The 22,603-nt window shown below is 52.8% G+C and carries 21 protein-coding genes; 8 read left to right on the forward strand and 13 right to left on the reverse strand.

What is annotated here, in order from left to right:
• Positions 1–21 precede the first annotated feature (21 nt).
• Positions 22–618, forward strand: a complete 597-nt coding sequence (locus I6L74_RS04285; RefSeq protein WP_059177591.1) for a 5-formyltetrahydrofolate cyclo-ligase — start codon at positions 22–24, stop codon at positions 616–618.
• A gap of 77 nt (positions 619–695) precedes the next feature.
• On the opposite strand, the gene serA is transcribed toward I6L74_RS04285, so the two are convergent.
• On the reverse strand, positions 696–1,928 hold the full coding sequence (gene serA / locus I6L74_RS04290) for a phosphoglycerate dehydrogenase (RefSeq protein WP_059177590.1): 1,233 nt from the start codon (positions 1,926–1,928) through the stop codon (positions 696–698).
• Between the two features lie 263 nt (positions 1,929–2,191).
• Positions 2,192–2,851, reverse strand: a complete 660-nt coding sequence (gene rpiA, locus I6L74_RS04295) for a ribose-5-phosphate isomerase RpiA (protein ID WP_041689510.1) — start codon at positions 2,849–2,851, stop codon at positions 2,192–2,194.
• A gap of 187 nt (positions 2,852–3,038) precedes the next feature.
• On the opposite strand from rpiA, the gene argP reads away from it, so the two are divergent.
• A complete protein-coding gene (argP, locus tag I6L74_RS04300) occupies positions 3,039–3,932 on the forward strand; it encodes a DNA-binding transcriptional regulator ArgP (RefSeq protein ID WP_015960324.1) in 894 nt (297 codons plus the stop codon).
• A gap of 40 nt (positions 3,933–3,972) precedes the next feature.
• Here the strand turns inward: argP and I6L74_RS04305 are convergent, their stop codons facing one another.
• From I6L74_RS04305 to tkt, 7 genes are all read right to left on the reverse strand, one after another.
• Positions 3,973–4,716 carry an oxidative stress defense protein gene (locus I6L74_RS04305; protein ID WP_059177589.1) on the reverse strand — a complete coding sequence of 248 codons (744 nt, stop codon included), beginning with the start codon at positions 4,714–4,716 and terminating at the stop codon, positions 3,973–3,975.
• Positions 4,717–4,807: 91 nt separating this feature from the next.
• Positions 4,808–5,443, reverse strand: coding sequence for an arginine exporter ArgO (argO, locus tag I6L74_RS04310; RefSeq protein ID WP_059177588.1), 636 nt, complete (start codon positions 5,441–5,443; stop codon positions 4,808–4,810).
• 142 nt (positions 5,444–5,585) lie between these two features.
• The gene (locus tag I6L74_RS04315; protein ID WP_059177587.1) at positions 5,586–6,440 is read right to left on the reverse strand and encodes a small-conductance mechanosensitive channel MscS; all 855 of its coding nucleotides are present in this window, start codon (positions 6,438–6,440) and stop codon (positions 5,586–5,588) included.
• Between the two features lie 189 nt (positions 6,441–6,629).
• A complete protein-coding gene (fbaA, locus tag I6L74_RS04320; RefSeq protein WP_059177586.1) occupies positions 6,630–7,709 on the reverse strand; it encodes a class II fructose-bisphosphate aldolase in 1,080 nt (359 codons plus the stop codon).
• A gap of 90 nt (positions 7,710–7,799) precedes the next feature.
• Positions 7,800–8,963, reverse strand: a complete 1,164-nt coding sequence (gene pgk, locus I6L74_RS04325; protein ID WP_059177585.1) for a phosphoglycerate kinase — start codon at positions 8,961–8,963, stop codon at positions 7,800–7,802.
• Between the two features lie 49 nt (positions 8,964–9,012).
• A complete protein-coding gene (epd, locus tag I6L74_RS04330) occupies positions 9,013–10,032 on the reverse strand; it encodes an erythrose-4-phosphate dehydrogenase (RefSeq protein WP_059177584.1) in 1,020 nt (339 codons plus the stop codon).
• A 391-nt stretch (positions 10,033–10,423) separates the two neighbouring features.
• Positions 10,424–12,415 carry a transketolase gene (gene tkt, locus I6L74_RS04335; RefSeq protein ID WP_059177583.1) on the reverse strand — a complete coding sequence of 664 codons (1,992 nt, stop codon included), beginning with the start codon at positions 12,413–12,415 and terminating at the stop codon, positions 10,424–10,426.
• A gap of 271 nt (positions 12,416–12,686) precedes the next feature.
• Here tkt and loiP point away from each other — a divergent pair, with 271 nt between their 5' ends.
• Entirely contained in the window at positions 12,687–13,445 is a 759-nt protein-coding gene (loiP, locus tag I6L74_RS04340; protein ID WP_059177582.1) for a metalloprotease LoiP, read from the forward strand.
• 45 nt (positions 13,446–13,490) lie between these two features.
• On the opposite strand, the gene speB is transcribed toward loiP, so the two are convergent.
• The 4 genes from speB to yqgG form a co-directional block, all read right to left on the reverse strand.
• Positions 13,491–14,411 (reverse strand): agmatinase, encoded by a 921-nt coding sequence (gene speB, locus I6L74_RS04345; RefSeq protein WP_015960333.1) that lies wholly within the window; start codon positions 14,409–14,411, stop codon positions 13,491–13,493.
• 200 nt (positions 14,412–14,611) lie between these two features.
• Positions 14,612–16,588, reverse strand: a complete 1,977-nt coding sequence (gene speA, locus I6L74_RS04350; RefSeq protein ID WP_072241731.1) for a biosynthetic arginine decarboxylase — start codon at positions 16,586–16,588, stop codon at positions 14,612–14,614.
• Positions 16,589–16,596: 8 nt separating this feature from the next.
• The gene (gene yqgB / locus I6L74_RS21615) at positions 16,597–16,728 is read right to left on the reverse strand and encodes an acid stress response protein YqgB (RefSeq protein ID WP_072241730.1); all 132 of its coding nucleotides are present in this window, start codon (positions 16,726–16,728) and stop codon (positions 16,597–16,599) included.
• Between the two features lie 93 nt (positions 16,729–16,821).
• Positions 16,822–16,965, reverse strand: coding sequence for a small protein YqgG (gene yqgG / locus I6L74_RS21690; RefSeq protein ID WP_419181498.1), 144 nt, complete (start codon positions 16,963–16,965; stop codon positions 16,822–16,824).
• A 485-nt stretch (positions 16,966–17,450) separates the two neighbouring features.
• On the opposite strand from yqgG, the gene metK reads away from it, so the two are divergent.
• The 5 genes from metK to rsmE all read left to right on the forward strand — a co-directional run bounded on the left by metK (position 17,451) and on the right by rsmE (position 22,599).
• Positions 17,451–18,605 (forward strand): methionine adenosyltransferase, encoded by a 1,155-nt coding sequence (gene metK / locus I6L74_RS04365; RefSeq protein ID WP_059177580.1) that lies wholly within the window; start codon positions 17,451–17,453, stop codon positions 18,603–18,605.
• Between the two features lie 390 nt (positions 18,606–18,995).
• The gene (gene galP / locus I6L74_RS04370) at positions 18,996–20,393 is read left to right on the forward strand and encodes a galactose/proton symporter (protein WP_059177579.1); all 1,398 of its coding nucleotides are present in this window, start codon (positions 18,996–18,998) and stop codon (positions 20,391–20,393) included.
• A 71-nt stretch (positions 20,394–20,464) separates the two neighbouring features.
• Positions 20,465–20,962, forward strand: a complete 498-nt coding sequence (locus tag I6L74_RS04375) for a SprT family zinc-dependent metalloprotease (protein ID WP_015960338.1) — start codon at positions 20,465–20,467, stop codon at positions 20,960–20,962.
• A 94-nt stretch (positions 20,963–21,056) separates the two neighbouring features.
• A complete protein-coding gene (gene endA, locus I6L74_RS04380) occupies positions 21,057–21,764 on the forward strand; it encodes a deoxyribonuclease I (RefSeq protein ID WP_059177578.1) in 708 nt (235 codons plus the stop codon).
• Between the two features lie 103 nt (positions 21,765–21,867).
• Entirely contained in the window at positions 21,868–22,599 is a 732-nt protein-coding gene (gene rsmE / locus I6L74_RS04385; RefSeq protein WP_059177577.1) for a 16S rRNA (uracil(1498)-N(3))-methyltransferase, read from the forward strand.
• Positions 22,600–22,603 lie beyond the last annotated feature (4 nt).

Raw genomic sequence — 22,603 nt, forward strand, 5'->3', positions numbered from 1 at the left:
TCTTACTACCTAGCTTCTACCATGACGCAACTTCCTGAAGTTCCTGCATCTCGACAAGAAATCCGTCAGTTTATCCGCAAACAACGTCGTGCGCTGTCCCCCGATCAACAAGCTCACTTTGCCCAACAAGCCTCGGCACGTATGATGGCCTATTCGCCCGTTGTGATGGCGCATACGGTGGCGCTGTTTTTATCGTTTGATGGTGAACTGGATACCCAACCGCTGATCGAACAACTGTGGCGCGCCGGAAAGAAAGTCTATCTGCCCGTTTTACATCCCTTCAGCCCGGGTAATTTGCTGTTCCTGCATTATCATCCGCACAGCGAACTGGTCGTAAATCGTCTGAAAATCACTGAACCCAAACTGGATGTGCGCGATGTTTTACCGCTCAATGAACTGGATGTGCTGATTACGCCGCTGGTGGCATTCGACAGGTATGGTCAACGCCTGGGAATGGGCGGTGGATTCTACGATCGCACACTACAGAACTGGCAGCAGCATGGCCTACAGCCGGTAGGATATGCGCATGATTGTCAGGGCGTAGACAGACTTCCGGTAGAGAAATGGGATATCCCGCTGCCCGCCGTGGTCACGCCATCAAAAGTATGGGAGTGGTGATAAAAAAACGGTAACGCCAGTTACCGTTTTTACTGTTTGCGTCCTCTTCCGACGCAGAGAAATCAGTGTGCGGCAGATCAGTACAGCAGGCGCGCGCGAATCGTTCCTGGAATCGCCTTCATGCTCAACAGCGCTTTCTCAGCAACATCGTCTTCAGCCTCAATGTCGATAACCACGTAGCCCATCTGTGCGTTGGTCTGCAGATACTGCGCGGCAATGTTGACACCCTGCTCGGCAAAAATCTGGTTAATCGCTGTCAGCACACCAGGGCGATTCTCGTGGATGTGCAGCAAACGACGCCCGCCGTGCAGCGGCAGAGACACTTCCGGGAAGTTCACTGCAGAAAGCGTGGAACCGTTGTCGGAATATTTGCTCAGTTTACCCGCCACTTCCAGACCGATATTTTCCTGCGCTTCCTGCGTCGAACCACCAATGTGTGGCGTCAGGATCACGTTGTCGAACTCTAACAGCGGAGTGGTAAACGGATCGCTGTTGGTTGCCGGCTCCGTTGGGAAGACGTCGATTGCCGCGCCCGCCAGGTGCTTACGCCTGAGCGCGTCACACAAAGCTGGAATATCCACAACCGTGCCGCGAGCGGCATTAATCAGCAGCGAGCCCGGCTTCATCAGCGCGATCTCTTCTGCGCCCATCATATTCCTGGTAGAGGCATTTTCCGGCACATGCAGACTCACCACATCGCTCATATTCAGCAAGTCAGAAAGATGTTGAACCTGAGTGGCGTTGCCCAGCGGCAGTTTGCTTTCGATATCATAGAAGAACACATTCATACCCAGGGATTCGGCAAGAATGCCGAGCTGCGTACCGATATGGCCGTAACCAATAATCCCGAGCTTTTTGCCACGCGCTTCATAAGAGCCTGAAGCCAGTTTGTTCCAGATGCCGCGGTGCGCTTTGGCATTCGCTTCCGGAATACCGCGCAGAAGCAACAGCAGCTCACCGATCACTAATTCCGCGACCGAACGGGTGTTGGAGAACGGTGCGTTAAAGACCGGCACGCCGCGTCGCGCTGCTGCATTCAAATCGACCTGATTGGTACCAATACAGAAACAACCGATGGCCACCAGCTTTTCAGCACACGCAATAACGTCTTCAGTTAGATGCGTACGGGATCGCAGGCCAATGAAGTGGGCATCACGGATGGATTCTTTCAGCTGCTCTGTATCCAGCGCACCTTTGTGGAATTCGATGTTGGTGTAACCTGCTGCGCGAAGATTATCGAGTGCTTTCTGATGCACCCCTTCGACGAGCAGAAACTTAATCTTGTCTTTTTCCAGTGATACCTTTGCCATTTACCCGACCCTGTTTGTCTGAACTGTTGTTGTGCTGGATTTAAATCCGCTCCCGCCAACATATCAAAAAAAACTATTGCAGCAATATGAACGTTTGCGTCGGCACTCTGAAGAAAAGTCATCCAGAGCAAAATGACAGCATAAAATGCTGCGGTAATTTTGAAAGGCGGAAGGATCGTCAGGAGAGGTCAAAAAACGTGATACAAGTCACCGAATTTGGCTTTTGAAAAATATTTAACGGGGAGAGGACTCCCCCCGTCAGATCATTTTACGATGGTTTTCACGCCGTCAGCGGTGCCGATCAGCGCCACATCCGCGCCACGATTGGCGAATAGCCCTACAGTCACTACGCCCGGAATCGCATTGATGGCATTTTCCATCGCCACGGCGTCCAGAATTTCCAGATTGTAAACGTCCAGAATCACGTTACCGTTGTCAGTGACCACACCCTGGCGATATTCCGGGCGACCACCCAGCTTCACCAGTTGACGAGCAACCGCGCTGCGCGCCATCGGAATGACTTCGACCGGCAGAGGAAAAGTCCCCAGGATATCGACCTGCTTGGAGGCATCGGCGATACAAATGAACTTATCAGCAACGGAAGCGATAATTTTCTCACGCGTCAGCGCCGCGCCGCCGCCTTTGATCATCTGCATGTGGCCGTTGATTTCGTCGGCACCATCCACGTAAATGCCCAGACGATCCACTTCGTTCAAATCGAACACGGTAATGCCCAGACTTTTCAGTTTTTCCGTTGAAGCATCAGAGCTGGAAACTGCACCCTCGATCTGCCCTTTCATCGTTCCAAGCGCATCAATAAAGTGTGCTGCGGTCGAGCCAGTACCCACACCGACAATAGTGCCCGGTTGTACGTACTGGAGTGCGGCCCATCCTACTGCTTTTTTCAGTTCATCCTGCGTCATGATCGTTTGCCTGTGGTGTGAAAACTCAGGGCGCATTATAGAACACGGACACCCCGAATGTCCCTGTGACCGGTATCACATTAACGCGTAAAGACACGACTGCTCCGACGTGGTCAGAATTCGTCAGTCACAAAGAGGAATTTGTGTCATAGTGCAGAATAAGCAAACTCAGGAGTACTGCCTCGCAATGAAACGTCCGGACTACAGAACACTACAGGCGCTTGATGCCGTTATTCGTGAACGAGGTTTTGAGCGCGCAGCGCAAAAGCTGTGCATCACTCAATCCGCCGTATCACAGCGAATCAAACAGCTGGAGAATATGTTCGGACAACCGCTGCTGGTGCGTACCGTGCCGCCGCGCCCGACAGAGCAAGGGCAGAAACTCCTTGCCCTGCTACGTCAGGTGGAATTGCTGGAAGAAGAGTGGTTGGGTGATGAGCAAACCGGCTCCACGCCGCTGCTGTTATCGCTGGCGGTGAACGCCGACAGTCTGGCAACCTGGCTGCTGCCCGCGCTTTCAGCCGTTCTTGCGGACTCACCGATTCGCCTTAATTTGCAGGTGGAAGATGAAACCCGAACGCAGGAACGTCTGCGTCGCGGCGAAGTTGTGGGGGCAGTGAGTATTCAACCGCAGGCGCTGCCGAGCTGTCTTGTCGATCAGCTGGGTGCTCTCGACTACCTGTTTGTTGGCTCGAAAGCCTTTGCCGATCGCTATTTCCCCAACGGCGTGACGCGCGCCGCACTGCTGAAAGCACCCGCGGTCGCATTCGATCATCTCGACGACATGCACCAGGCGTTTTTGCAGCAGAATTTCGATCTCCCGCCGGGCAGCGTGCCGTGCCATATCGTCAATTCATCAGAAGCGTTTGTGCAGCTGGCTCGCCAGGGCACGACCTGCTGTATGATCCCGCATTTGCAGATTGAAAAAGAGTTGAAGAGCGGTGAGCTTATCGACTTAACGCCAGGTTTGTATCAGCGCCGGATGCTGTACTGGCACCGATTTGCGCCAGAAAGCCGCATGATGCGCAACGTCACGGACGCGCTGCTGGCCTATGGGCATAAAGTATTGAGACAGGATTAACGAAAGAAACCCCTCTCCCGCGGGAGAGGGGTTATGCTCATTACTGCGATTTTGTTGCCGGTTCTGTTTGCTGAGCCTGTGCAGGCTCAAGCTGGAACACCACGTCGACCTGATCATCAAACTGAATCGTCGGCTGCTCGTAGGTTTCTTCCGCTGAAACAGGCGCTGCATCAGCCTTCATCATGCGAACCATCGGGCTTGGCTGATAGTTTGAGACGTGATAGCGCACACTGTACACAGGACCCAGCTTGGTTTTAAAGCCTGAAGCCAGTTCTTGCGCCTGACGCACGGCATCATCAATAGCCGCTTTACGGGCTTCGTCTTTATACTTCTCAGGTTGCGCAACGCCCAGTGACACGGAACGAATTTCGTTCAGTCCCGCCTTCAGCGCGCCGTCAAGCAGTGAATTCAGCTTGTCGAGCTGACGTACCGTGACTTCCACAGTACGCACAGCGCGATAGCCTTTCAGAACGCTTTTGCCATTCTGATAATCATAATCCGGCTGAGTCCGCAGATTGGCGGAGTTGATATCCTTTTTCCCAACGCCATTTTGCTCAAGGAAGGAGAGATATTGCGCAACACGATCGTCTGCCTGCTTTTTAGCAGAAGCGGCGTCTTTCGATGCCACGTTCACTTCAATTGCAAGCGTTGCAACATCCGGAACGGCATCAACGCTCGCTGTGCCAGAGGTGACAATGTGCGGACCATCAGGCAATTCGTTTGCCTGTACCGACATTGCGCCAAAACTTACTAATGCCGCCAGGGCCATCACTTTACACTTCACTGTCATTCCTCCATGTTGCGAAGAGAGCCCTTGAACAGGGCGCATGCCAGCAAGCTTAGCGGGTCTGCTTCAGTTGTCCATAAGAGAACGCTTAGTTGAGCAATCCCTGAATATGATGAACTCCCTCTTTCGCGAGCTGGAAAGCAATAAACCACATCACTACGCCAACCAGGGTATTAATGACGCGCTGCGCTTTCGCCGTGCGTAGACGCGGTGCCAGCCATGCTGCCAGCAGTGCCAGGCCAAAGAACCACAGGAACGAGGCGCTGACGGTACCGAGCGCAAACCAGCGTCTCGGCTCCACATCCAGCTGTCCGCCCAGACTGCCAAGGACCACAAACGTATCCAGATAAACATGCGGATTAAGCCAGGTCACGGCCAGCATAGTAGCGATGATCTTCCAGCGCCCTTGCTTCATGACCTCCGCGCTTGCGAGTTCCAGATTACTGCTCATCGCCGTTTTTAGCGCACCAAAACCGTACCACAGCAAAAATGCGACGCCACCCCAGGTCACCAACGCCAGTAGCCACGGCGACTGCATCAGCAACGCACTGCCCCCAAAAATCCCGGCGCAAATCAGCAGCAGATCGCTCACCGCGCACAGCATCGCAATCATCAAATGATATTGACGGCGAATGCCCTGATTCATCACGAACGCGTTTTGCGGACCGAGGGGAAGAATCATCGCCGCGCCGAGCACAAGCCCTTGAAAATAATAAGATAACATGAGTTCAATCTCGAAAAGATGTCTTTAGGTGCAGACTATACTTCGGGATTGTTATTAGAGGAAATTGATAATATTAATTGGCAATTAGCATAGCTAATATAAAGCCCGGACGCATTTGCGCTACCGGGCTAAAAGAGAAAAATTATTCTGCTTCTTTTACACGCTTGAAATTCACATCCATCTGCGGATACGGGAAGCTAATACCATTAGCGTCAAATTCGCGCTTAATACGCTCCAGCACATCCCAGTATACGTTTTGCAGATCGCCGCTGTTGCTCCAGATACGCACCACAAAGTTGATGGAAGAAGCGCCGAGCTCGTTCAGTCGAACGGTTCTTTCGCGATCTTTCAGGATACGTTCGTCAGATTCGATAATGTTTTTGATGAGTGATTTCACCTTATCAATATCCGAATCGTAAGAGACGCTAATAATCAGTTCGTTACGGCGTACCGGCTCGCGGGAAAAGTTAATGATGTTGCCCGCAATAATCTTACCGTTGGGGATAACCACGATACGCCCATCGACGGTGCGCATGGTGGTGGAGAAAATCTGCACCTGCAGCACGGTCCCCGCGACGCCGCCTAAGTCGACATATTCTCCTGAGCGGAAAGGACGGAAAGTGACCAGCAGCACGCCTGCAGCAAGGTTAGACAGAGAGCCTTGCAGCGCCAAACCAATGGCTAAACCTGCCGCACCGAGCACCGCGATGACGGATGCGGTCTGGACGCCCACTCGGCCCAACGCAGCAATCAGTGTGAAAGCGATAACTCCGTAGCGCACCAGTGCAGACAGAAAATCCGCGACCGTTGCATCAATATGACGCGCGCGCATGACGCGATTAAGCGCATTGGAGACAATACGCGCCACGATCATACCCACGATAATAATCGCGATTGCCGCCACGATATTGACCGCGTAACTCAACAGCAGCGCCTGGTTGCGCACCAGCCAGGTTCCCGCATTGTTTATGCCATCGACTACACCGAGATCTTCCATTTATCTGTCCTTTTGCTAAATCAAAACACCAAACATCCGTCCCACCAGGAGACAGGCAAGTGAGTTAAGGGTAAACAAAAAGTCAGGAATATGCCAAACAGATCACAAAATGCAGTGTTGCAGGGTGTTGAAAAACCATAAAAAAAGGCCCGCATATGCGGACCTTTCTGACGCTTTTAGCAGCTCAAATTACAGAACGTCTACCGCGTTCAGCTCTTTGAATGCCTGCTCCAGACGGGTGATCATGGAAGTCTGAGCAGCACGCAGCCATACGCGTGGATCGTAGTATTTTTTGTTCGGCTGGTCGGCGCCTTTCGGGTTGCCCAGCTGGCCTTGCAGGTAAGCTTCGTTGGTTTTGTAGTACTGCAGGATGCCGTCCCAGGTTGCCCATTGGGTATCGGTATCGATGTTCATTTTGATAACGCCGTAGCTTACGGAGTCTTTGATTTCCTGAGCAGAAGAACCGGAACCGCCGTGGAAGACGAAGTTCAGGCTATTGTGCGGCAGGTTATGTTTCTTAGAAACATAGTCCTGGGAATCACGCAGGATAGTTGGCGTCAGCACAACGTTGCCTGGTTTGTAAACGCCGTGCACGTTACCGAAAGAGGCCGCGATGGTGAAACGTGGGCTGATTTTGCTCAGTTCAGTGTACGCGTAATCCACGTCTTCTGGCTGGGTGTACAGTGCAGAAGCGTCCATGTGGCTGTTGTCCACGCCGTCTTCTTCACCGCCGGTGCAACCCAGTTCGATTTCCAGGGTCATATCCATTTTGGACATGCGCGCCAGGTATTTGGAACAAATTTCGATGTTTTCTTCCAGGGACTCTTCGGACAGGTCGATCATGTGAGAAGAGAACAGTGGCTTACCGGTTGCTGCGAAGTGTTTTTCACCCGCGTCCAGCAGACCGTCGATCCACGGCAGCAGTTTCTTCGCGCAGTGGTCGGTGTGCAGGATAACCGGAACACCGTAGTGCTCAGCCATCTGGTGAACGTGGTGCGCACCAGAGATTGCGCCCAGGATTGCCGCGCCCTGAGGAACGTCAGTTTTCACGCCTTTACCCGCGATGAACGCAGCGCCACCGTTGGAGAACTGAACGATTACCGGAGCTTTAACTTTTGCAGCGGTTTCCAGCACGGCGTTGATGGAGTCGGTACCCACGCAGTTCACCGCTGGCAGTGCAAAGTTGTTTTCTTTAGCTACCTGGAACACTTTCTGAACGTCATCACCAGTGATCACGCCAGGTTTTACGAAATCAAAAATTTTAGACATGTTACGAGTCCTGTATCTTCGGCCGTTAGAAAAGGTGCGAGCTCAAAAAGCGCGCTGAAATTTGGGCAGGTTTCCCTGCCCTTGAATGGCTTACTTCTTAGCGCGCTCTTCGAGCATTGCTACTGCTGGCAGAACTTTGCCTTCCACGAACTCGAGGAATGCACCGCCACCAGTGGAGATGTAGGAGATCTTGTCAGAAATACCGAACAGGTCGATTGCTGCCAGCGTATCACCGCCGCCTGCGATGGAGAACGCGTCGCTGTCAGCGATAGCGTTAGCCACGATTTCAGTCCCTTTACGGAAGTTAGGGAATTCGAACACGCCAACCGGACCATTCCACAGAATGGTTTTCGCGTTTTTCAGGATATCAGCCAGTTTCTGTGCAGACACATCGCCCAGGTCCAGTATCTGCTCTTCATCTTTGATGTCGTTAACAGATTTCAGGGTTGCGGTCGCGGTTTCAGAGAACTCAGTCGCGACGCGAACATCCGTTGGGACTGGAATATCACACGTGGTCAGCAGACGTTTAGCTTCTTCAACCAGGTCCGCTTCGTACAGGGATTTACCCACGTTATGACCTTGCGCAGCAACGAAGGTATTTGCGATACCGCCGCCAACAATCAGCTGATCAGCGATTTTAGACAGGGAATCCAGAACGGTCAGCTTGGTAGAGACTTTAGAACCACCCACGATCGCAACCATTGGACGAGCAGGTTCTTTCAGTGCTTTACCCAGTGCGTCCAGCTCTTCAGCCAGCAGTGGACCTGCACAAGCGACGTCAGCAAATTTACCGATACCGTGAGTAGAAGCCTGAGCACGGTGAGCAGTACCGAATGCATCCATTACGAACACGTCGCACAGTGCCGCGTATTTTTTGGAGAGGGCTTCGTCGTCTTTCTTCTCGCCTTTGTTGAAGCGAACGTTTTCCAGAACAACCAGCTCGCCTTCAGCCACTTCAACGCCGTCCAGGTAGTCTTTAACCAGACGTACCGGGCTGGACAATTTGTCTTTCAGGTAATTAACAACCGGCAACAGAGAGAATTCTTCGTTGTACTCGCCTTCGGTCGGACGACCCAGGTGAGAGGTTACCATCACTTTAGCGCCTTGTTTCAGGGCCAGTTCGATGGTTGGCAGAGATGCACGGATACGCGCGTCGCTGGTCACTTTGCCATCTTTAACGGGTACGTTCAGATCGGCACGGATGAAAACGCGTTTACCTGCCAGATCCAAATCGGTCATCTTAATTACAGACATGGTGAATCCTCTCGTTGATTCTTAAAGTTTTGCAAGCGCACTTTGCGCCCTACCTGAAACCTTGCGCGGCCATGGCTAACGTGGTGTCGAGCATCCTGTTAGCAAAGCCCCATTCGTTATCACACCACACCAGCGTTTTGATGAGGTGGGCACCGCTGACCCGCGTCTGTGTACCATCAACAATGGCACTGTGGGGGTCATGGTTAAAATCTACTGAGACCAACGGTAATTCCGTATAGTCAACTATACCATGAAATGAACCCTGTGCTGCTTTTTGCAGTAACAGGTTGACTTCACTTGATTTTACCGGTTTTTTCACCGTCACACTGAGATCAATTGCGGTGACATTTATGGTCGGAACACGCACCGCAATCGCTTCAAAACGATCGTTAAACTGCGGAAAAATACGGGTAATTCCTGCCGCCAGTTTGGTGTCCACCGGAATGATTGACTGACTCGCGGCGCGCGTGCGGCGCAAATCCGGATGGTACGCGTCAATCACCTGCTGATCGTGCATGGCAGAGTGGATCGTCGTTACAGTCCCTGACTCAATGCCATAAGCATCGTCTAACAGTTTAATGACCGGAATAATGCAGTTTGTCGTGCAGGAGGCGTTGGAGACAATACGGTGTTCGGCTTGCAGTTCATGGTGATTCACGCCGTAGACAACCGTCGCGTCAAGATCGTGACCACCGGGATGGGAAAACAGGACTTTTTTAGCGCCTGCCGCAAGGTGTGCTTCTCCGTGTTCACGGTTACCGTATACGCCGGTGCAGTCGAGAACCACATCCACGCCCAATTCACGCCACGGCAGCGTTTCAATACTCTGCTCATGCAACACGCGAATGGCATCGTCGCCCACGAATAACTGCTCTCTTTCCTGGCGAACATCCCAGGCAAAGCGCCCGTGGCTGGTGTCATATTTCAATAAATGCGCCATGCCCACGGCGTCAGCCAATTCATTGATGGCCACCACGGTGATTTCCGCACGACGCCCGGATTCATATAAGGCACGAATCACATTGCGTCCGATGCGACCAAACCCATTTATCGCTACGCGTACGGTCATAGGTCTCCTGCAAGGCTTTCCCTGAGTTTGAGGTGGCTGAAAGAGTAATCCAGCAACGCCCGGAGGGGAATCCTCGCCTGTCACAAACTGCGACTGATTGGTCAATTGTCAAACAGATTAACAACTGAAACGCTTCAGCAAGAATAAGCGAAACAGAGAATAAAAGGAACGTTCGGGCAAGCCAATAAGACAGCTATATGACTTGCGTCACATTTTAAATGGAATAATTCACAACGTTTTCACACGATGGTGGAATAGCAGACACAAAAAAGCCGGCGGGGGTGAAAGTAAAACGGTAACCCAAAGGTTACCGTTTTTAGTGTTTGCACCCTCTCCCGTGGGAGAGGGTTGGGGTGAGGGCATCAGTCCGCACACACCCTGTAAACCGCGATTACAGCAGTTCTTTGGCTTTCGCGACAACGTTTTCAACGGTGAAGCCGAACTCTTCAAACAGCAGCTCAGCCGGTGCAGATTCACCGAAGGTGGTCATCCCGACGATAGCGCCGTTCAGACCAACATATTTGAACCAGTAGTCAGCGATACCGGCTTCAACTGCGACGCGAGCAGTAACCGCTTTCGGCAGCACGGATTCGCGATAAGCAGCTTCCTGCTTGTCGAACGCATCGGTAGACGGCATGGAAACCACGCGCGCTTTAACGCCTTCGGCAGACAGATTTTCCCATGCAGCAACAGCCAGCTCAACTTCAGAACCGGTCGCGATGAAGATCAGCTCTGGCTGGCCAGCGCAGTCTTTCAGCACGTAACCACCGCGAGCGATGTTTGCCAGCTGCTGTTCGGTACGATCTTGCTGGGCCAGGTTCTGACGAGAAAGAATCAGCGCGGTTGGGCCGTCCTGACGCTCAACGCCATATTTCCACGCCACGGCAGATTCAACCTGATCGCATGGACGCCATGTGGACATGTTAGGCGTCACACGCAGAGAAGCCACCTGCTCAACCGGCTGGTGAGTTGGGCCATCTTCGCCCAGACCGATGGAATCATGGGTGTAAACCATCACCTGACGCTGCTTCATCAGCGCAGCCATACGCACAGCGTTACGGGCGTATTCGACGAACATCAGGAAGGTAGACGTATAAGGCAGGAAACCGCCGTGCAGGGCGATACCGTTAGCAATCGCCGTCATACCGAATTCGCGTACACCGTAATGGATGTAGTTACCGGCAGTGTCTTCGTTGATTGCTTTAGAGCCAGACCAGATCGTCAGGTTAGACGGAGCCAGGTCAGCGGAACCGCCCAGGAACTCTGGCAGCCACGGACCAAATGCTTCGATCGCATTCTGAGACGCTTTACGGCTGGCGATTTTGGACGGATTAGCTTGCAGATTCGCGATGAATTCGTTTGCTTTGGCGTCGAAATCAGCCGGCATGTCGCCTTTCATACGGCGAGTGAATTCAGCCGCTTCCTGTGGGAAGGCTTTCGCGTAAGCAGCGAATTTCTCATTCCATGCGGACTCTTTCGCCTGGCCTGCTTCTTTAGCATCCCACTGCGCATAGATTTCTGACGGAATTTCAAACGGAGCGTGTTTCCAGCCCAGTTTTTCACGGGTCAGCGCGATTTCAGCGTCGCCCAGCGGGGCACCATGAGAATCGTGCGTACCTTCTTTGTTTGGCGAACCGAAACCGATGATGGTTTTGCACATCAGCAGGGATGGTTTGTCAGTGACTGCGCGCGCTTCTTCTACTGCACGTTTAATGCTGTCGGCGTTATGGCCATCAACACCACGTACCACGTGCCAGCCGTAGGCTTCGAAACGTTTAGCCGTATCGTCAGTAAACCAGCCTTCAACGTGACCATCGATAGAAATACCGTTGTCATCATAGAACGCAACCAGTTTACCCAGCTTAAGGGTACCAGCCAGAGAGCACACTTCGTGAGAGATACCTTCCATCATGCAGCCATCGCCCATGAAGGTGTAGGTAAAGTGGTCAACGATGTCGTGGCCCGGACGGTTAAACTGTGCCGCCAGCGTTTTCTCAGCAATCGCCATACCTACCGCATTCGCCACGCCCTGACCCAGTGGGCCAGTGGTGGTTTCAACGCCAGCGGTGTAACCCACTTCTGGGTGACCAGGCGTTTTAGAGTGCAGTTGACGGAAGTTTTTCAGCTCTTCAATTGGCAGCGCATAGCCAGTGAGGTGCAGCAAGCTGTAGATCAGCATAGAGCCGTGGCCGTTAGACAGCACAAAGCGGTCGCGGTCAGCCCATGATGGGTTTTGCGGGTTGTGATTCAGGAAATCACGCCACAGGACTTCGGCAATGTCAGCCATACCCATAGGGGCGCCCGGGTGACCGGATTTGGCTTTCTGTACTGCATCCATGCTCAGCGCACGAATAGCATTAGCAAGCTCTTTACGTGAGGACATTTTAACTCCAGATCGGACTGTTAAAGGCTATGCCCTTGACGACAGCGCGTTTTGGGCTATGCCAGAAAAAAGTGCCAACAATGTAACCCAAGCGACAAAGCATGTACATGGAGCATTCTTTTGCCGTTTAAGAAATCTCTGGATCATGCTCGCATGTTGCGCAATCTACTCGCCCGCCCCTGTAGATATTCCTTATACTTAGCTTCACGACCGCTTCGCTGTCGGAAAATTTTCGGATTTTATTCAGATCAACGGGTACGGAAGCAACATCATGAAAATGCGTGCAATAGTGCTGGCCTTGGGTACAACGTTCCTGCTCGGCGGCTGCCAAAATATGGATTCAAACGGTCTGATGAGCTCCGGTGCAGAGGCTTTTCAGGCCTACTCACTGAGCGATGCACAGGTTAAAGAGCTGAGCGATCAGGCCTGCAAAGAGATGGATGCGAAAGCAACCATTGCGCCCGCCAACAGCACATACGCGCAGCGTCTGAACAAGATTGCTTCCGCGCTCGGTGACAACATCAATGGCCAACCGGTGAACTATAAGGTTTACGTCGCAAAAGACGTCAACGCGTTTGCCATGGCTAACGGCTGCATTCGTGTTTACAGCGGTCTGATGGACATGATGACGGATAATGAAGTTGAAGCGGTCATTGGCCATGAGATGGGCCACGTCGCCTTGGGCCATGTGAAGAAAGGTATGCAGGTGGCGTTAGGCACCAACGCGGTTCGTGCAGCAGCGGCGTCTGCGGGCGGGATTGTCGGCAGCTTATCGCAGTCTCAGCTTGGTGATGTGGGCGAAAAACTGGTGAACTCTCAGTTCTCCCAACGTCAGGAATCCGAAGCGGATGATTACTCTTACGATCTGTTGCGCAAACGCGGCATCAATCCATCGGGCTTAGCCACCAGCTTTGAGAAGCTGGCTAAACTGGAAGAAGGTCGTCAAAGCTCAATGTTTGATGACCACCCGGCGTCCGTTGAGCGCGCCCAGCATATCCGCGATCGCATGAAAGCTGACGGAATTAAGTAATTCCGTGGGCCGGGTTGCATCACGCTTCCCGGCCCATTAACGCTTTTACTCGCCTTTCTTCGCAGCCTGGATATACAGCATTTCCAGCGCCAGCGTCGCGGCCGCCAGTGCGGTGATTTCTGACTGGTCGTAGGCCGGAGCGACTTCCACCACATCCATCCCCACGATATTCAGATCTTTCAGACCACGAACCAGTTTAATCGCGCGATCGGACGTCAGGCCACCGATTACCGGCGTGCCCGTACCCGGTGCAAAGGCCGGATCCAGACAGTCGATGTCGAACGTCAGATACACAGGCATGTCACCCACGATCTGCTTCACCTGAGCGATGATATCGTCTACGCCACGATCATTCACCTGACCGGCATCCAGAACGGTAAAGCCGTTGTCTTTATCAAACTCGGTGCGAATACCAATCTGTACAGAATGGTTTGGATCGATCAGACCTTCGTTTGGCGCGGTATAGAACATGGTGCCATGGTCAAATTCGCAGCCGTTCGCATAGGTGTCGGTATGGGCATCGAAATGCACCAGCGCCATTTTACCGAAATGCTTGGCATGCGCGCGCAGCAGAGGCAGGGTCACAAAATGATCGCCACCGAAAGAGAGCATACGTTTACCGGCAGCCAGCAGCTTCTCGGCATGCGCCTGCAGTTTTTCGCTCATCTCACGCGCATCACCGAAGGCATAAACCAGATCGCCACAGTCCACCACGTTCAGACGCTCGCGCATGTCGAAATTCCACGGGAAGCGATTATGCTCCCAGGCCAGGTTCGTCGACACCTGACGGATGGCCGCCGGGCCATGACGACCACCGGCACGGCCTGATGTCGCCATATCAAACGGAACGCCGGTGATCACCCAGTCAGCGTCGCTATCGTACGGCTGGAAGTTCATCGGAAGACGTAAAAAACCAAACGCGTTAGATACCAGAGAGTTGTCGTACTGATGACCTAAAGTGCTCATATCCTGACCTCTTATAGAGTCGATACGTTAAAAGAGATGAAAAAAAATCCCCTCCGCGTCGTTAAACCCGACGAGGAAGGGATTGATTCGTTTATTGCTTAATGGCGCGAATTATCGCCGTTAATTCATACAGGTTCAAGTGAGTATAAGGCATTGTTCAGTCCGATGCCCTTTACGCTGCCCCTCTCGGGAACGCGTATTTACTCATCTTCCAGGTATGTATAACCGTACAGACCCGCTTCAAACTCTTCCAGGAACTGCTGCTGCAAAGCGGCGTCCAGATCGGTGTTTTTCACCTGATCGCGGAACTGCGTCAGCAGTTTTTTCGGATCCAACTGCACGTATTCCAGCATGTCCGCAACGGTGTCGCCCTCATCAGAAAGCTCCACTTCAACGTTGCCGTCAGGGAAGACAAACACATCCACCGCTTCGGTATCGCCGAACAGGTTGTGCATATTGCCCAAAATTTCCTGATACGCCCCGACCATGAAGAAGCCCAGCATTGGCGGGTTCTCCGGATCGTACTCCGGCATTGGCATCGTTGTGGCGATACCGTCGCCATCAACGTAGTGATCAATTGCGCCATCGGAATCACAGGTGATATCCAGCAAGACAGCACGGCGTTCCGGCGCATGATTCAGCCCTTCAAGCGGCATCACCGGGAACAGCTGATCGATACCCCATGCATCCGGCATTGACTGGAACAGCGAGAAGTTGACGTAGATTTTGTCCGCCATACGCTCTTGCAGTTCGTCGATAATCGGACGATGCGCACGGTTACTCGGGTCCAACTGCTTCTGAACTTCATGACACATGTTCAGATAAAGCTGCTCTGCCCACGCGCGTTCTTGCAGGCTATATGTCCCTGAAGAATAACCGGTATGAATGTCATGCAGATCCATCTGGCTGTCGTGCAACCACTCGCGCAGCGAGCGACGCGTGCCCGGCTCATGCATTTCTTGCCAGGTTTCCCACATGCTTTGCAGCGCGCGCGGCGCATTTTCCTGCGGCGGTGTCGCTTCGGTGTTTTCGCTACGCTCAACGCCGATGATGTTAGACACCAGCACGGTATGGTGCGCGGTGACCGCGCGGCCAGACTCGGTAATGACCGTCGGATGCGGCAGGTTATTTTCTTCGCAAGCATCACCGATCGCCCAAATGATGTTGTTCGCATACTCGTTCAGCCCGTAGTTAACGGAACAATCCGACTGAGAGCGCGTCCCTTCGTAGTCCACGCCCAGACCGCCGCCCACATCGAAGCACTGAATGTTCACGCCGAGCTTGTGCAGTTCCACATAGAAACGCGCCGATTCACGCACGCCGGTCGCGATATCACGGATATTCGCCATTTGCGAACCGAGGTGGAAGTGCAGCAACTGGATGCTGTCCAGACGACCGCACTCACGCAGGATTTCTACTAACTCCAGAACCTGAGTGGCTGCCAGACCGAATTTAGATTTTTCACCGCCAGAAGACTGCCATTTGCCGGAACCCTGTGAGGCCAGACGCGCACGTACGCCAAGGCGCGGAACCACGTTCAGACGTTCGGCTTCTTCCAGCACGATCGCGATTTCGGACATCTTTTCGATGACCAGATAGACTTTGTGGCCCATCTTCTCGCCGATCAGCGCCAGACGAATGTATTCACGGTCTTTATAACCATTACACACAATCACTGAGCGGGTCATTCCGGCATGTGCCAGTACGGCCATCAGTTCAGCTTTTGAACCGGCTTCCAGACCCAGCGGTTCGCCGGAATGGATCAGTGATTCAATTACGCGGCGGTGCTGGTTGACCTTGATCGGGTAAACCAGGAAGTAATCGCCTTTGTATCCATAGGATTCACGCGCGCGCTTGAACGCCTGGTTGATGGAACGCAAACGGTGTTGCAGGATCTGCGGGAAGCAGAACAGCGCAGGTAGACGTTGCCCCTGTGCTTCGCGTGCTTTAACCAGTTTAGCAAGATCGACACGCGCTTCCGGAACGTCAGGATCGGGGCAGACGCTGATGTGGCCCAGTTCGTTAACGTCGTAATAGTTATTGCCCCACCAGGCAATATTGTATGTGCGCAGCATCTTGCTGGCTTCCTGCGAGCTCATCGCAACCTCCTGCATGGAACGTAGTACACCCTGTTCGCCTGCTGACGAAGGGGAAAGCGAAGACATGTCGTCAGACATAGCGAACCTCAACTTGTTGTAATAAGTGTAAAACAGTTGACTACTATCGCAGTCTCAAACGGCGATAACAACCCATATACGGCCCGATCATCCAGCACATCATGCTGAACGCGAGGCCATGCGACCGGTTTCATATTCATATATTGTAAAACACGTATCCGAACTCTGTATGACAAGGTCCGGCGAAACCACGAGAAAACTCTTGGATTAACAAGAGCGCCCTTGTTCAGTTATCACAAAGCGTAACCGGCCCTGGAATCCTGAGAAGCGCCGAAATGGGTATAACATCGGCAGGTTTGCAGATTAGAAATGCGGGTAGTGGGGAACAAACGCACGCCAGAATGGCGTAACTGAGTTAGCGGAAAACGACGGTTCATTATCTCGTATCACCTCCACGGCAGCCCCAAGCGGAGCGAACCAACAAGTCAAAGCGAATAGTTCAACTGCTCAACCCGGCTGGAAGTGGCAACACAATGAATTCATCGTGTGCTTTGAGATATCCTCAATAATTCGAGTTTCAGGAAGCCAACGTACATGAAACGTGAAGTATGACGGATATGAGCCGCGCGCCGCGTTTTATACCGAGAAGAGACTCAAAAAGCAAAGCATTAATGAATACGTTGCCGGCCCTGTCAGGAAAAATTTCCAGCAGCGATTTCAAGGTAATGCGAGCGATATCAAAAAAAGCTGGAATTTGGGCCAGAAAGTGACCTAAAATGGACGTCCAGATGTTAATCCATCTATACTGATTAACACTCAGACTGCCAGTGTCATTTACCTGCAGGCCTTGGTAGAATCATCTTCTTTGGCTATTCCGCATAGCAGTTTGAGCTAACAAAATTCTCCTTAGGTGAAATAAAACATGGCAAAACACCTGTTTACGTCCGAGTCTGTCTCTGAAGGGCATCCTGACAAAATCGCTGACCAAATCTCTGATGCGGTGCTGGATGCAATCCTCGAACAGGATCCAAAAGCACGCGTGGCGTGTGAAACCTACGTCAAGACCGGCATGGTTCTGGTTGGCGGTGAAATCACTACCAGCGCATGGGTTGATATCGAAGAGATCACCCGTAATACCGTGCGCGAGATTGGCTATGTGCATTCTGATATGGGCTTTGATGCCAACTCTTGCGCCGTATTGAGCGCAATCGGCAAACAGTCTCCCGACATCAACCAGGGTGTTGACCGTGCCGATCCACTGGAACAAGGCGCTGGCGACCAGGGCCTGATGTTTGGCTACGCGACAAACGAAACTGACGTACTGATGCCTGCACCAATCACCTACGCACACCGTCTGGTGCAGCGTCAGGCTGAAGTGCGTAAAAACGGCTCGCTGCCATGGCTGCGTCCGGATGCGAAAAGCCAGGTCACTTTCCAGTACGATGACGGCAAAATTGTCGGTATCGACGCCGTGGTTCTGTCCACTCAGCATTCTGAAGACATCGATCAGAAATCGCTGCAAGAAGCCGTAATGGAAGAGATCATCAAGCCTGTTCTGCCGACCGAATGGCTGAACGCGTCGACCAAATTCTTCATTAACCCAACAGGCCGTTTTGTTATCGGTGGCCCTATGGGCGACTGCGGTCTGACGGGGCGTAAAATTATCGTTGATACCTACGGCGGCATGGCTCGTCACGGCGGCGGTGCGTTCTCCGGTAAAGATCCGTCTAAAGTGGACCGTTCTGCTGCGTACGCCGCACGTTATGTGGCGAAAAACATCGTTGCCGCAGGACTTGCGGACCGCTGTGAGATTCAGGTTTCCTACGCTATCGGCGTAGCAGAACCGACCTCCATCATGGTTGAAACCTTTGGTACTGAAAAAGTGCCTACTGAGCAACTGACCCTGCTGGTGCGCGAGTTCTTCGACCTGCGTCCATACGGCCTGATCCAGATGCTGGATCTGCTGCACCCGATCTACAAAGAAACCGCTGCATACGGTCACTTTGGTCGTGAACATTTCCCATGGGAAAAAACCGACAAAGCCGCTGTGCTGCGTGACGCTGCCGGTCTGAAATAATCGACTGACAGGTTTTAAAAAAAGGCCAGCCACGAGCTGGCCTTTTGCATTTCTGCCGTTCCTTCGCTCAACCAGCCCCTTTCAATGATCTCGCCAAAAGCACACCCAATGAAAGCGATTACATTAGGCATTCAGCCATACGTTTTCAGATTAATCTCTTTGCATGTTCTGACTTCATCTGCTGTTACATTCCGCTTCAGTTAAGTCTGAAATTCATTCTATTGGGATGCGCATCAACCCTTTTGCCTCTATATTTTCAAAGCTTTAATAAAGATTACAAGTTTTAGGAAGTGTAACCGATTACACCAATGTGATTTATCTCACATATTTTTACGGCGCACTCCCCTACCCTTTTCATCAATAAAACTGATAACCCAACTGGAGGGCATGATGCCTGACAATAAAAAACAGGGGCGTACGTCCAACAAGGCAATGACTTTTTTTGTCTGCTTCCTCGCCGCCCTGGCAGGACTTCTTTTCGGCCTGGATATTGGCGTGATTGCCGGTGCGTTACCCTTTATCACTGATGAATTCCAGATCAGCCCTCACACTCAGGAATGGGTGGTGAGCTCCATGATGTTCGGTGCCGCGGTGGGTGCCGTCGGCAGCGGCTGGCTCTCGTATCGTCTGGGACGCAAAAAGAGCCTGATGATTGGTGCCATCCTCTTTGTCGTCGGTTCGCTCTGCTCTGCTGCCGCACCAAACGTCGAAGTGCTGATTATCTCCCGCGTATTGCTTGGTCTGGCCGTCGGTGTCGCGTCTTATACCGCCCCGCTGTATCTTTCGGAAATCGCCCCGGAGAAAATTCGCGGCAGCATGATCTCGATGTATCAGCTGATGATCACCATCGGTATCCTGGGTGCGTATCTTTCCGATACGGCGTTTAGCTATAGCGGCGCATGGCGCTGGATGCTCGGCGTGATCATCATTCCCGCGATTCTATTGCTGATCGGTGTCTTCTTCCTGCCTGACAGCCCACGCTGGTATGCGGCTAAACGACGTTTCAACGATGCCGAGCGCGTCCTGCTGCGTCTGCGTGATACCAGTGCCGAAGCCAAAAACGAGCTGGATGAAATTCGTGAAAGCCTGAAGGTCAAACAGTCCGGTTGGGCGCTGTTTAAAGACAACAGCAACTTCCGTCGCGCGGTGTTCCTGGGTGTGCTATTGCAAGTCATGCAGCAGTTCACCGGGATGAACGTCATCATGTACTACGCGCCAAAAATCTTTGAGCTGGCGGGCTACACCAATACCACAGAGCAGATGTGGGGCACCGTAATCGTCGGTTTAACTAACGTGCTGGCGACCTTTATTGCTATCGGGCTTGTTGACCGCTGGGGCCGTAAACCGACCCTGACGCTGGGCTTCCTGGTGATGGCAGTCGGTATGGGCGTGTTAGGCACGATGATGCATGTCGGAATTGACTCTCCAACCGCTCAGTACTTTGCTGTCGGCATGCTGCTGATGTTTATCGTTGGTTTTGCGATGAGCGCGGGTCCGCTGATTTGGGTCCTGTGTTCTGAAATCCAGCCGCTGAAAGGCCGTGACTTCGGTATCACCTGCTCGACGGCAACCAACTGGATCGCCAACATGATTGTCGGCGCAACGTTCCTGACCATGCTGAACACGCTCGGCAACGCCAATACCTTCTGGGTGTATGGCGCGCTGAACCTGTTCTTCATTGTTCTGACGGTCTGGCTGGTTCCTGAAACCAAACACGTTTCTCTGGAACATATCGAACGTAACCTGATGAAAGGTCGTAAGCTTCGCGAAATCGGCGCGCACGACTGATCGTCCGGCTTCCTCCCGACAGGGAGGAAGCCTCTTGCACCGCCCCGCCTCACGTTTTATCCTCTGCCCCTATGAAAACACCCCGTCTTCCCATTGCCCTTCAGCAAGCCGTCATGCGCTGCCTGCGGGAAAAACTCGCCCAGGCCAACCTGAAGCTGGGGCGTAATTATCCTGAACCCAAACTGGTCTATCAGCAGCGCGGCACTTCCGCCGGTACCGCCTGGCTTGAATCGTACGAGATCCGCCTGAATCCGGTCCTGATGATGGAAAACCAGCAGGCGTTTGTTGACGAAGTGGTGCCGCATGAGTTGGCGCATCTGCTGGTGTGGAAGCATTTTGGCCGCGTGGCTCCCCACGGCAAAGAGTGGAAATGGATGATGGAAGCTGTGCTCGGCGTTCCCGCACGGCGCACGCATCAATTCGAGCTAGAATCCGTCCGTCGCAATACCTTTCCCTATCGCTGCCAGTGCCAGCAGCACCAGTTGACCGTTCGCCGTCATAACCGTGTCGTGCGCGGAGAAGCAACCTACCGCTGTGTAAAATGCGGTGAACCGCTCGTCGCGGAATAGTTATCTGAACATTCAAGAACTTTCCTGATCTGACTGATTGCATACAAGAACAACTTTCGTTACGTTGCGGGCTCGTTTTGACACGGAGTTCATGATGTCCCGTAATTTTTCTTTCGCTGTCGCGTTTCTGGCGACGGTGCTTTCAGGTCCAGTGCTGGCCGACGGTATCAATAATTTTTCTCAAGCTAAAGCCGCAGGCGTGAAGGTTAATGCCGATGTCCCGGGTGATTTTTACTGCGGTTGCAAAATTAACTGGCAGGGAAAAAAAGGGGTCGTCGATCTTGAATCGTGCGGTTATAAAGTGCGTAAAAATGAAAACCGCGCCAGCCGTATCGAATGGGAACATGTCGTCCCGGCCTGGCAGTTCGGCCATCAGCGCCAGTGCTGGCAGGACGGGGGACGTAAAAACTGCGCCAAAGACCCGGTCTATCGCCAGATTGAAAGCGATATGCACAATCTCCAGCCCGCGGTTGGCGAAGTCAACGGCGACCGTGCCAACTTTATGTACAGTCAGTGGAACGGGGGCGACGGCCAATATGGCCAATGCGCGATGAAAGTCGACTTCAAAGAGAAACTCGCCGAGCCGCCCGTTCGCGCCCGCGGCAGCATTGCTCGCACCTACTTCTATATGCGCGACCGTTATGCGCTGAATTTATCCCGCCAGCAAACCCAGCTTTTTAACGCCTGGGATAAGCAGTATCCGGTCACTGACTGGGAGTGCGAGCGCGACAACCGCATTGCAAAAGTTCAGGGGAACCATAACCCATACGTGCAGCGGGCTTGCCAGGCGCAAAAGAGCTAACCTACACTAGCGGCAATTGTCTATTTTGCGTCGATCCCTCATTCCGCCCAATCCTTAAAAGGCGGAATGAGGCGTCATCCGCACCCTTCATGGAATTCACAGTATGCGCATCCCTCGCATTTATCACCCAGAACTGATTACCGCAGGCAGTGAAATTGCCCTGTCTGATGATGCCGCCAATCATGTAGGCCGCGTTCTGCGCATGGGCGTCGGCCAGGCGGTACAACTGTTCGACGGTAGCAATCAGGTCTTCGACGCTGAAATCACCCGCGCAGACAAGAAAAGCGTGCAGGTGAGTATTCTGCGCGGTGAGGTCGACGACCGCGAATCACCGCTGCATATTCACCTGGGCCAGGTGATGTCGCGCGGCGAAAAAATGGAATTCACTATCCAGAAATCGATCGAACTGGGTGTAAGCCTCATTACGCCACTTTTTTCTGAACGCTGTGGCGTTAAACTGGATGCTGAACGACTGAACAAAAAGATCCAGCAGTGGCAGAAAATCGCGATTGCGGCGTGTGAACAGTGCGGTCGCAACCGTATTCCGGAAATTCGCCCACCGATGAATTTAGAAGCGTGGTGTGCCGAAGAAGAGAGCGGTCTTAAGCTCAATCTTCATCCGCGCGCCAGCGCCAGCATCAACACGCTGCCGCTGCCCGTTGAGCGTGTACGCCTGCTGATCGGCCCAGAAGGCGGTCTGTCAGCGGACGAAATTGCAATGACGGCGCGTTATCAATTTACTGATATTCTGTTGGGACCTCGCGTTCTGCGTACTGAGACTACTGCACTCACGGCCATCACCGCGCTACAGGTGCGTTTTGGCGATCTGGGTTAACGCA

Source organism: Lelliottia amnigena (assembly GCF_019047465.1).
Taxonomy (GTDB): Bacteria; Pseudomonadota; Gammaproteobacteria; order Enterobacterales; family Enterobacteriaceae; genus Enterobacter; species Enterobacter amnigenus.

Bases quoted from the DNA above. Each gene is read 5' to 3' on its own strand.
- I6L74_RS04285 (WP_059177591.1), top strand. From the start codon at position 22: ATGACGCAACTTCCTGAAGTTCCTGCATCTCGACAAGAAATCCGTCAG.
- serA (WP_059177590.1), bottom strand. From the start codon at position 1,928: ATGGCAAAGGTATCACTGGAAAAAGACAAGATTAAGTTTCTGCTCGTC.
- rpiA (WP_041689510.1), bottom strand. From the start codon at position 2,851: ATGACGCAGGATGAACTGAAAAAAGCAGTAGGATGGGCCGCACTCCAG.
- argP (WP_015960324.1), top strand. From the start codon at position 3,039: ATGAAACGTCCGGACTACAGAACACTACAGGCGCTTGATGCCGTTATT.
- argO (WP_059177588.1), bottom strand. From the start codon at position 5,443: ATGTTATCTTATTATTTTCAAGGGCTTGTGCTCGGCGCGGCGATGATT.
- I6L74_RS04315 (WP_059177587.1), bottom strand. From the start codon at position 6,440: ATGGAAGATCTCGGTGTAGTCGATGGCATAAACAATGCGGGAACCTGG.
- fbaA (WP_059177586.1), bottom strand. From the start codon at position 7,709: ATGTCTAAAATTTTTGATTTCGTAAAACCTGGCGTGATCACTGGTGAT.
- pgk (WP_059177585.1), bottom strand. From the start codon at position 8,963: ATGTCTGTAATTAAGATGACCGATTTGGATCTGGCAGGTAAACGCGTT.
- epd (WP_059177584.1), bottom strand. From the start codon at position 10,032: ATGACCGTACGCGTAGCGATAAATGGGTTTGGTCGCATCGGACGCAAT.
- tkt (WP_059177583.1), bottom strand. From the start codon at position 12,415: ATGTCCTCACGTAAAGAGCTTGCTAATGCTATTCGTGCGCTGAGCATG.
- loiP (WP_059177582.1), top strand. From the start codon at position 12,687: ATGAAAATGCGTGCAATAGTGCTGGCCTTGGGTACAACGTTCCTGCTC.
- speB (WP_015960333.1), bottom strand. From the start codon at position 14,411: ATGAGCACTTTAGGTCATCAGTACGACAACTCTCTGGTATCTAACGCG.
- speA (WP_072241731.1), bottom strand. From the start codon at position 16,588: ATGTCTGACGACATGTCTTCGCTTTCCCCTTCGTCAGCAGGCGAACAG.
- yqgB (WP_072241730.1), bottom strand. From the start codon at position 16,728: ATGAATATGAAACCGGTCGCATGGCCTCGCGTTCAGCATGATGTGCTG.
- yqgG (WP_419181498.1), bottom strand. From the start codon at position 16,965: ATGAACCGTCGTTTTCCGCTAACTCAGTTACGCCATTCTGGCGTGCGT.
- metK (WP_059177580.1), top strand. From the start codon at position 17,451: ATGGCAAAACACCTGTTTACGTCCGAGTCTGTCTCTGAAGGGCATCCT.
- galP (WP_059177579.1), top strand. From the start codon at position 18,996: ATGCCTGACAATAAAAAACAGGGGCGTACGTCCAACAAGGCAATGACT.
- I6L74_RS04375 (WP_015960338.1), top strand. From the start codon at position 20,465: ATGAAAACACCCCGTCTTCCCATTGCCCTTCAGCAAGCCGTCATGCGC.
- endA (WP_059177578.1), top strand. From the start codon at position 21,057: ATGTCCCGTAATTTTTCTTTCGCTGTCGCGTTTCTGGCGACGGTGCTT.
- rsmE (WP_059177577.1), top strand. From the start codon at position 21,868: ATGCGCATCCCTCGCATTTATCACCCAGAACTGATTACCGCAGGCAGT.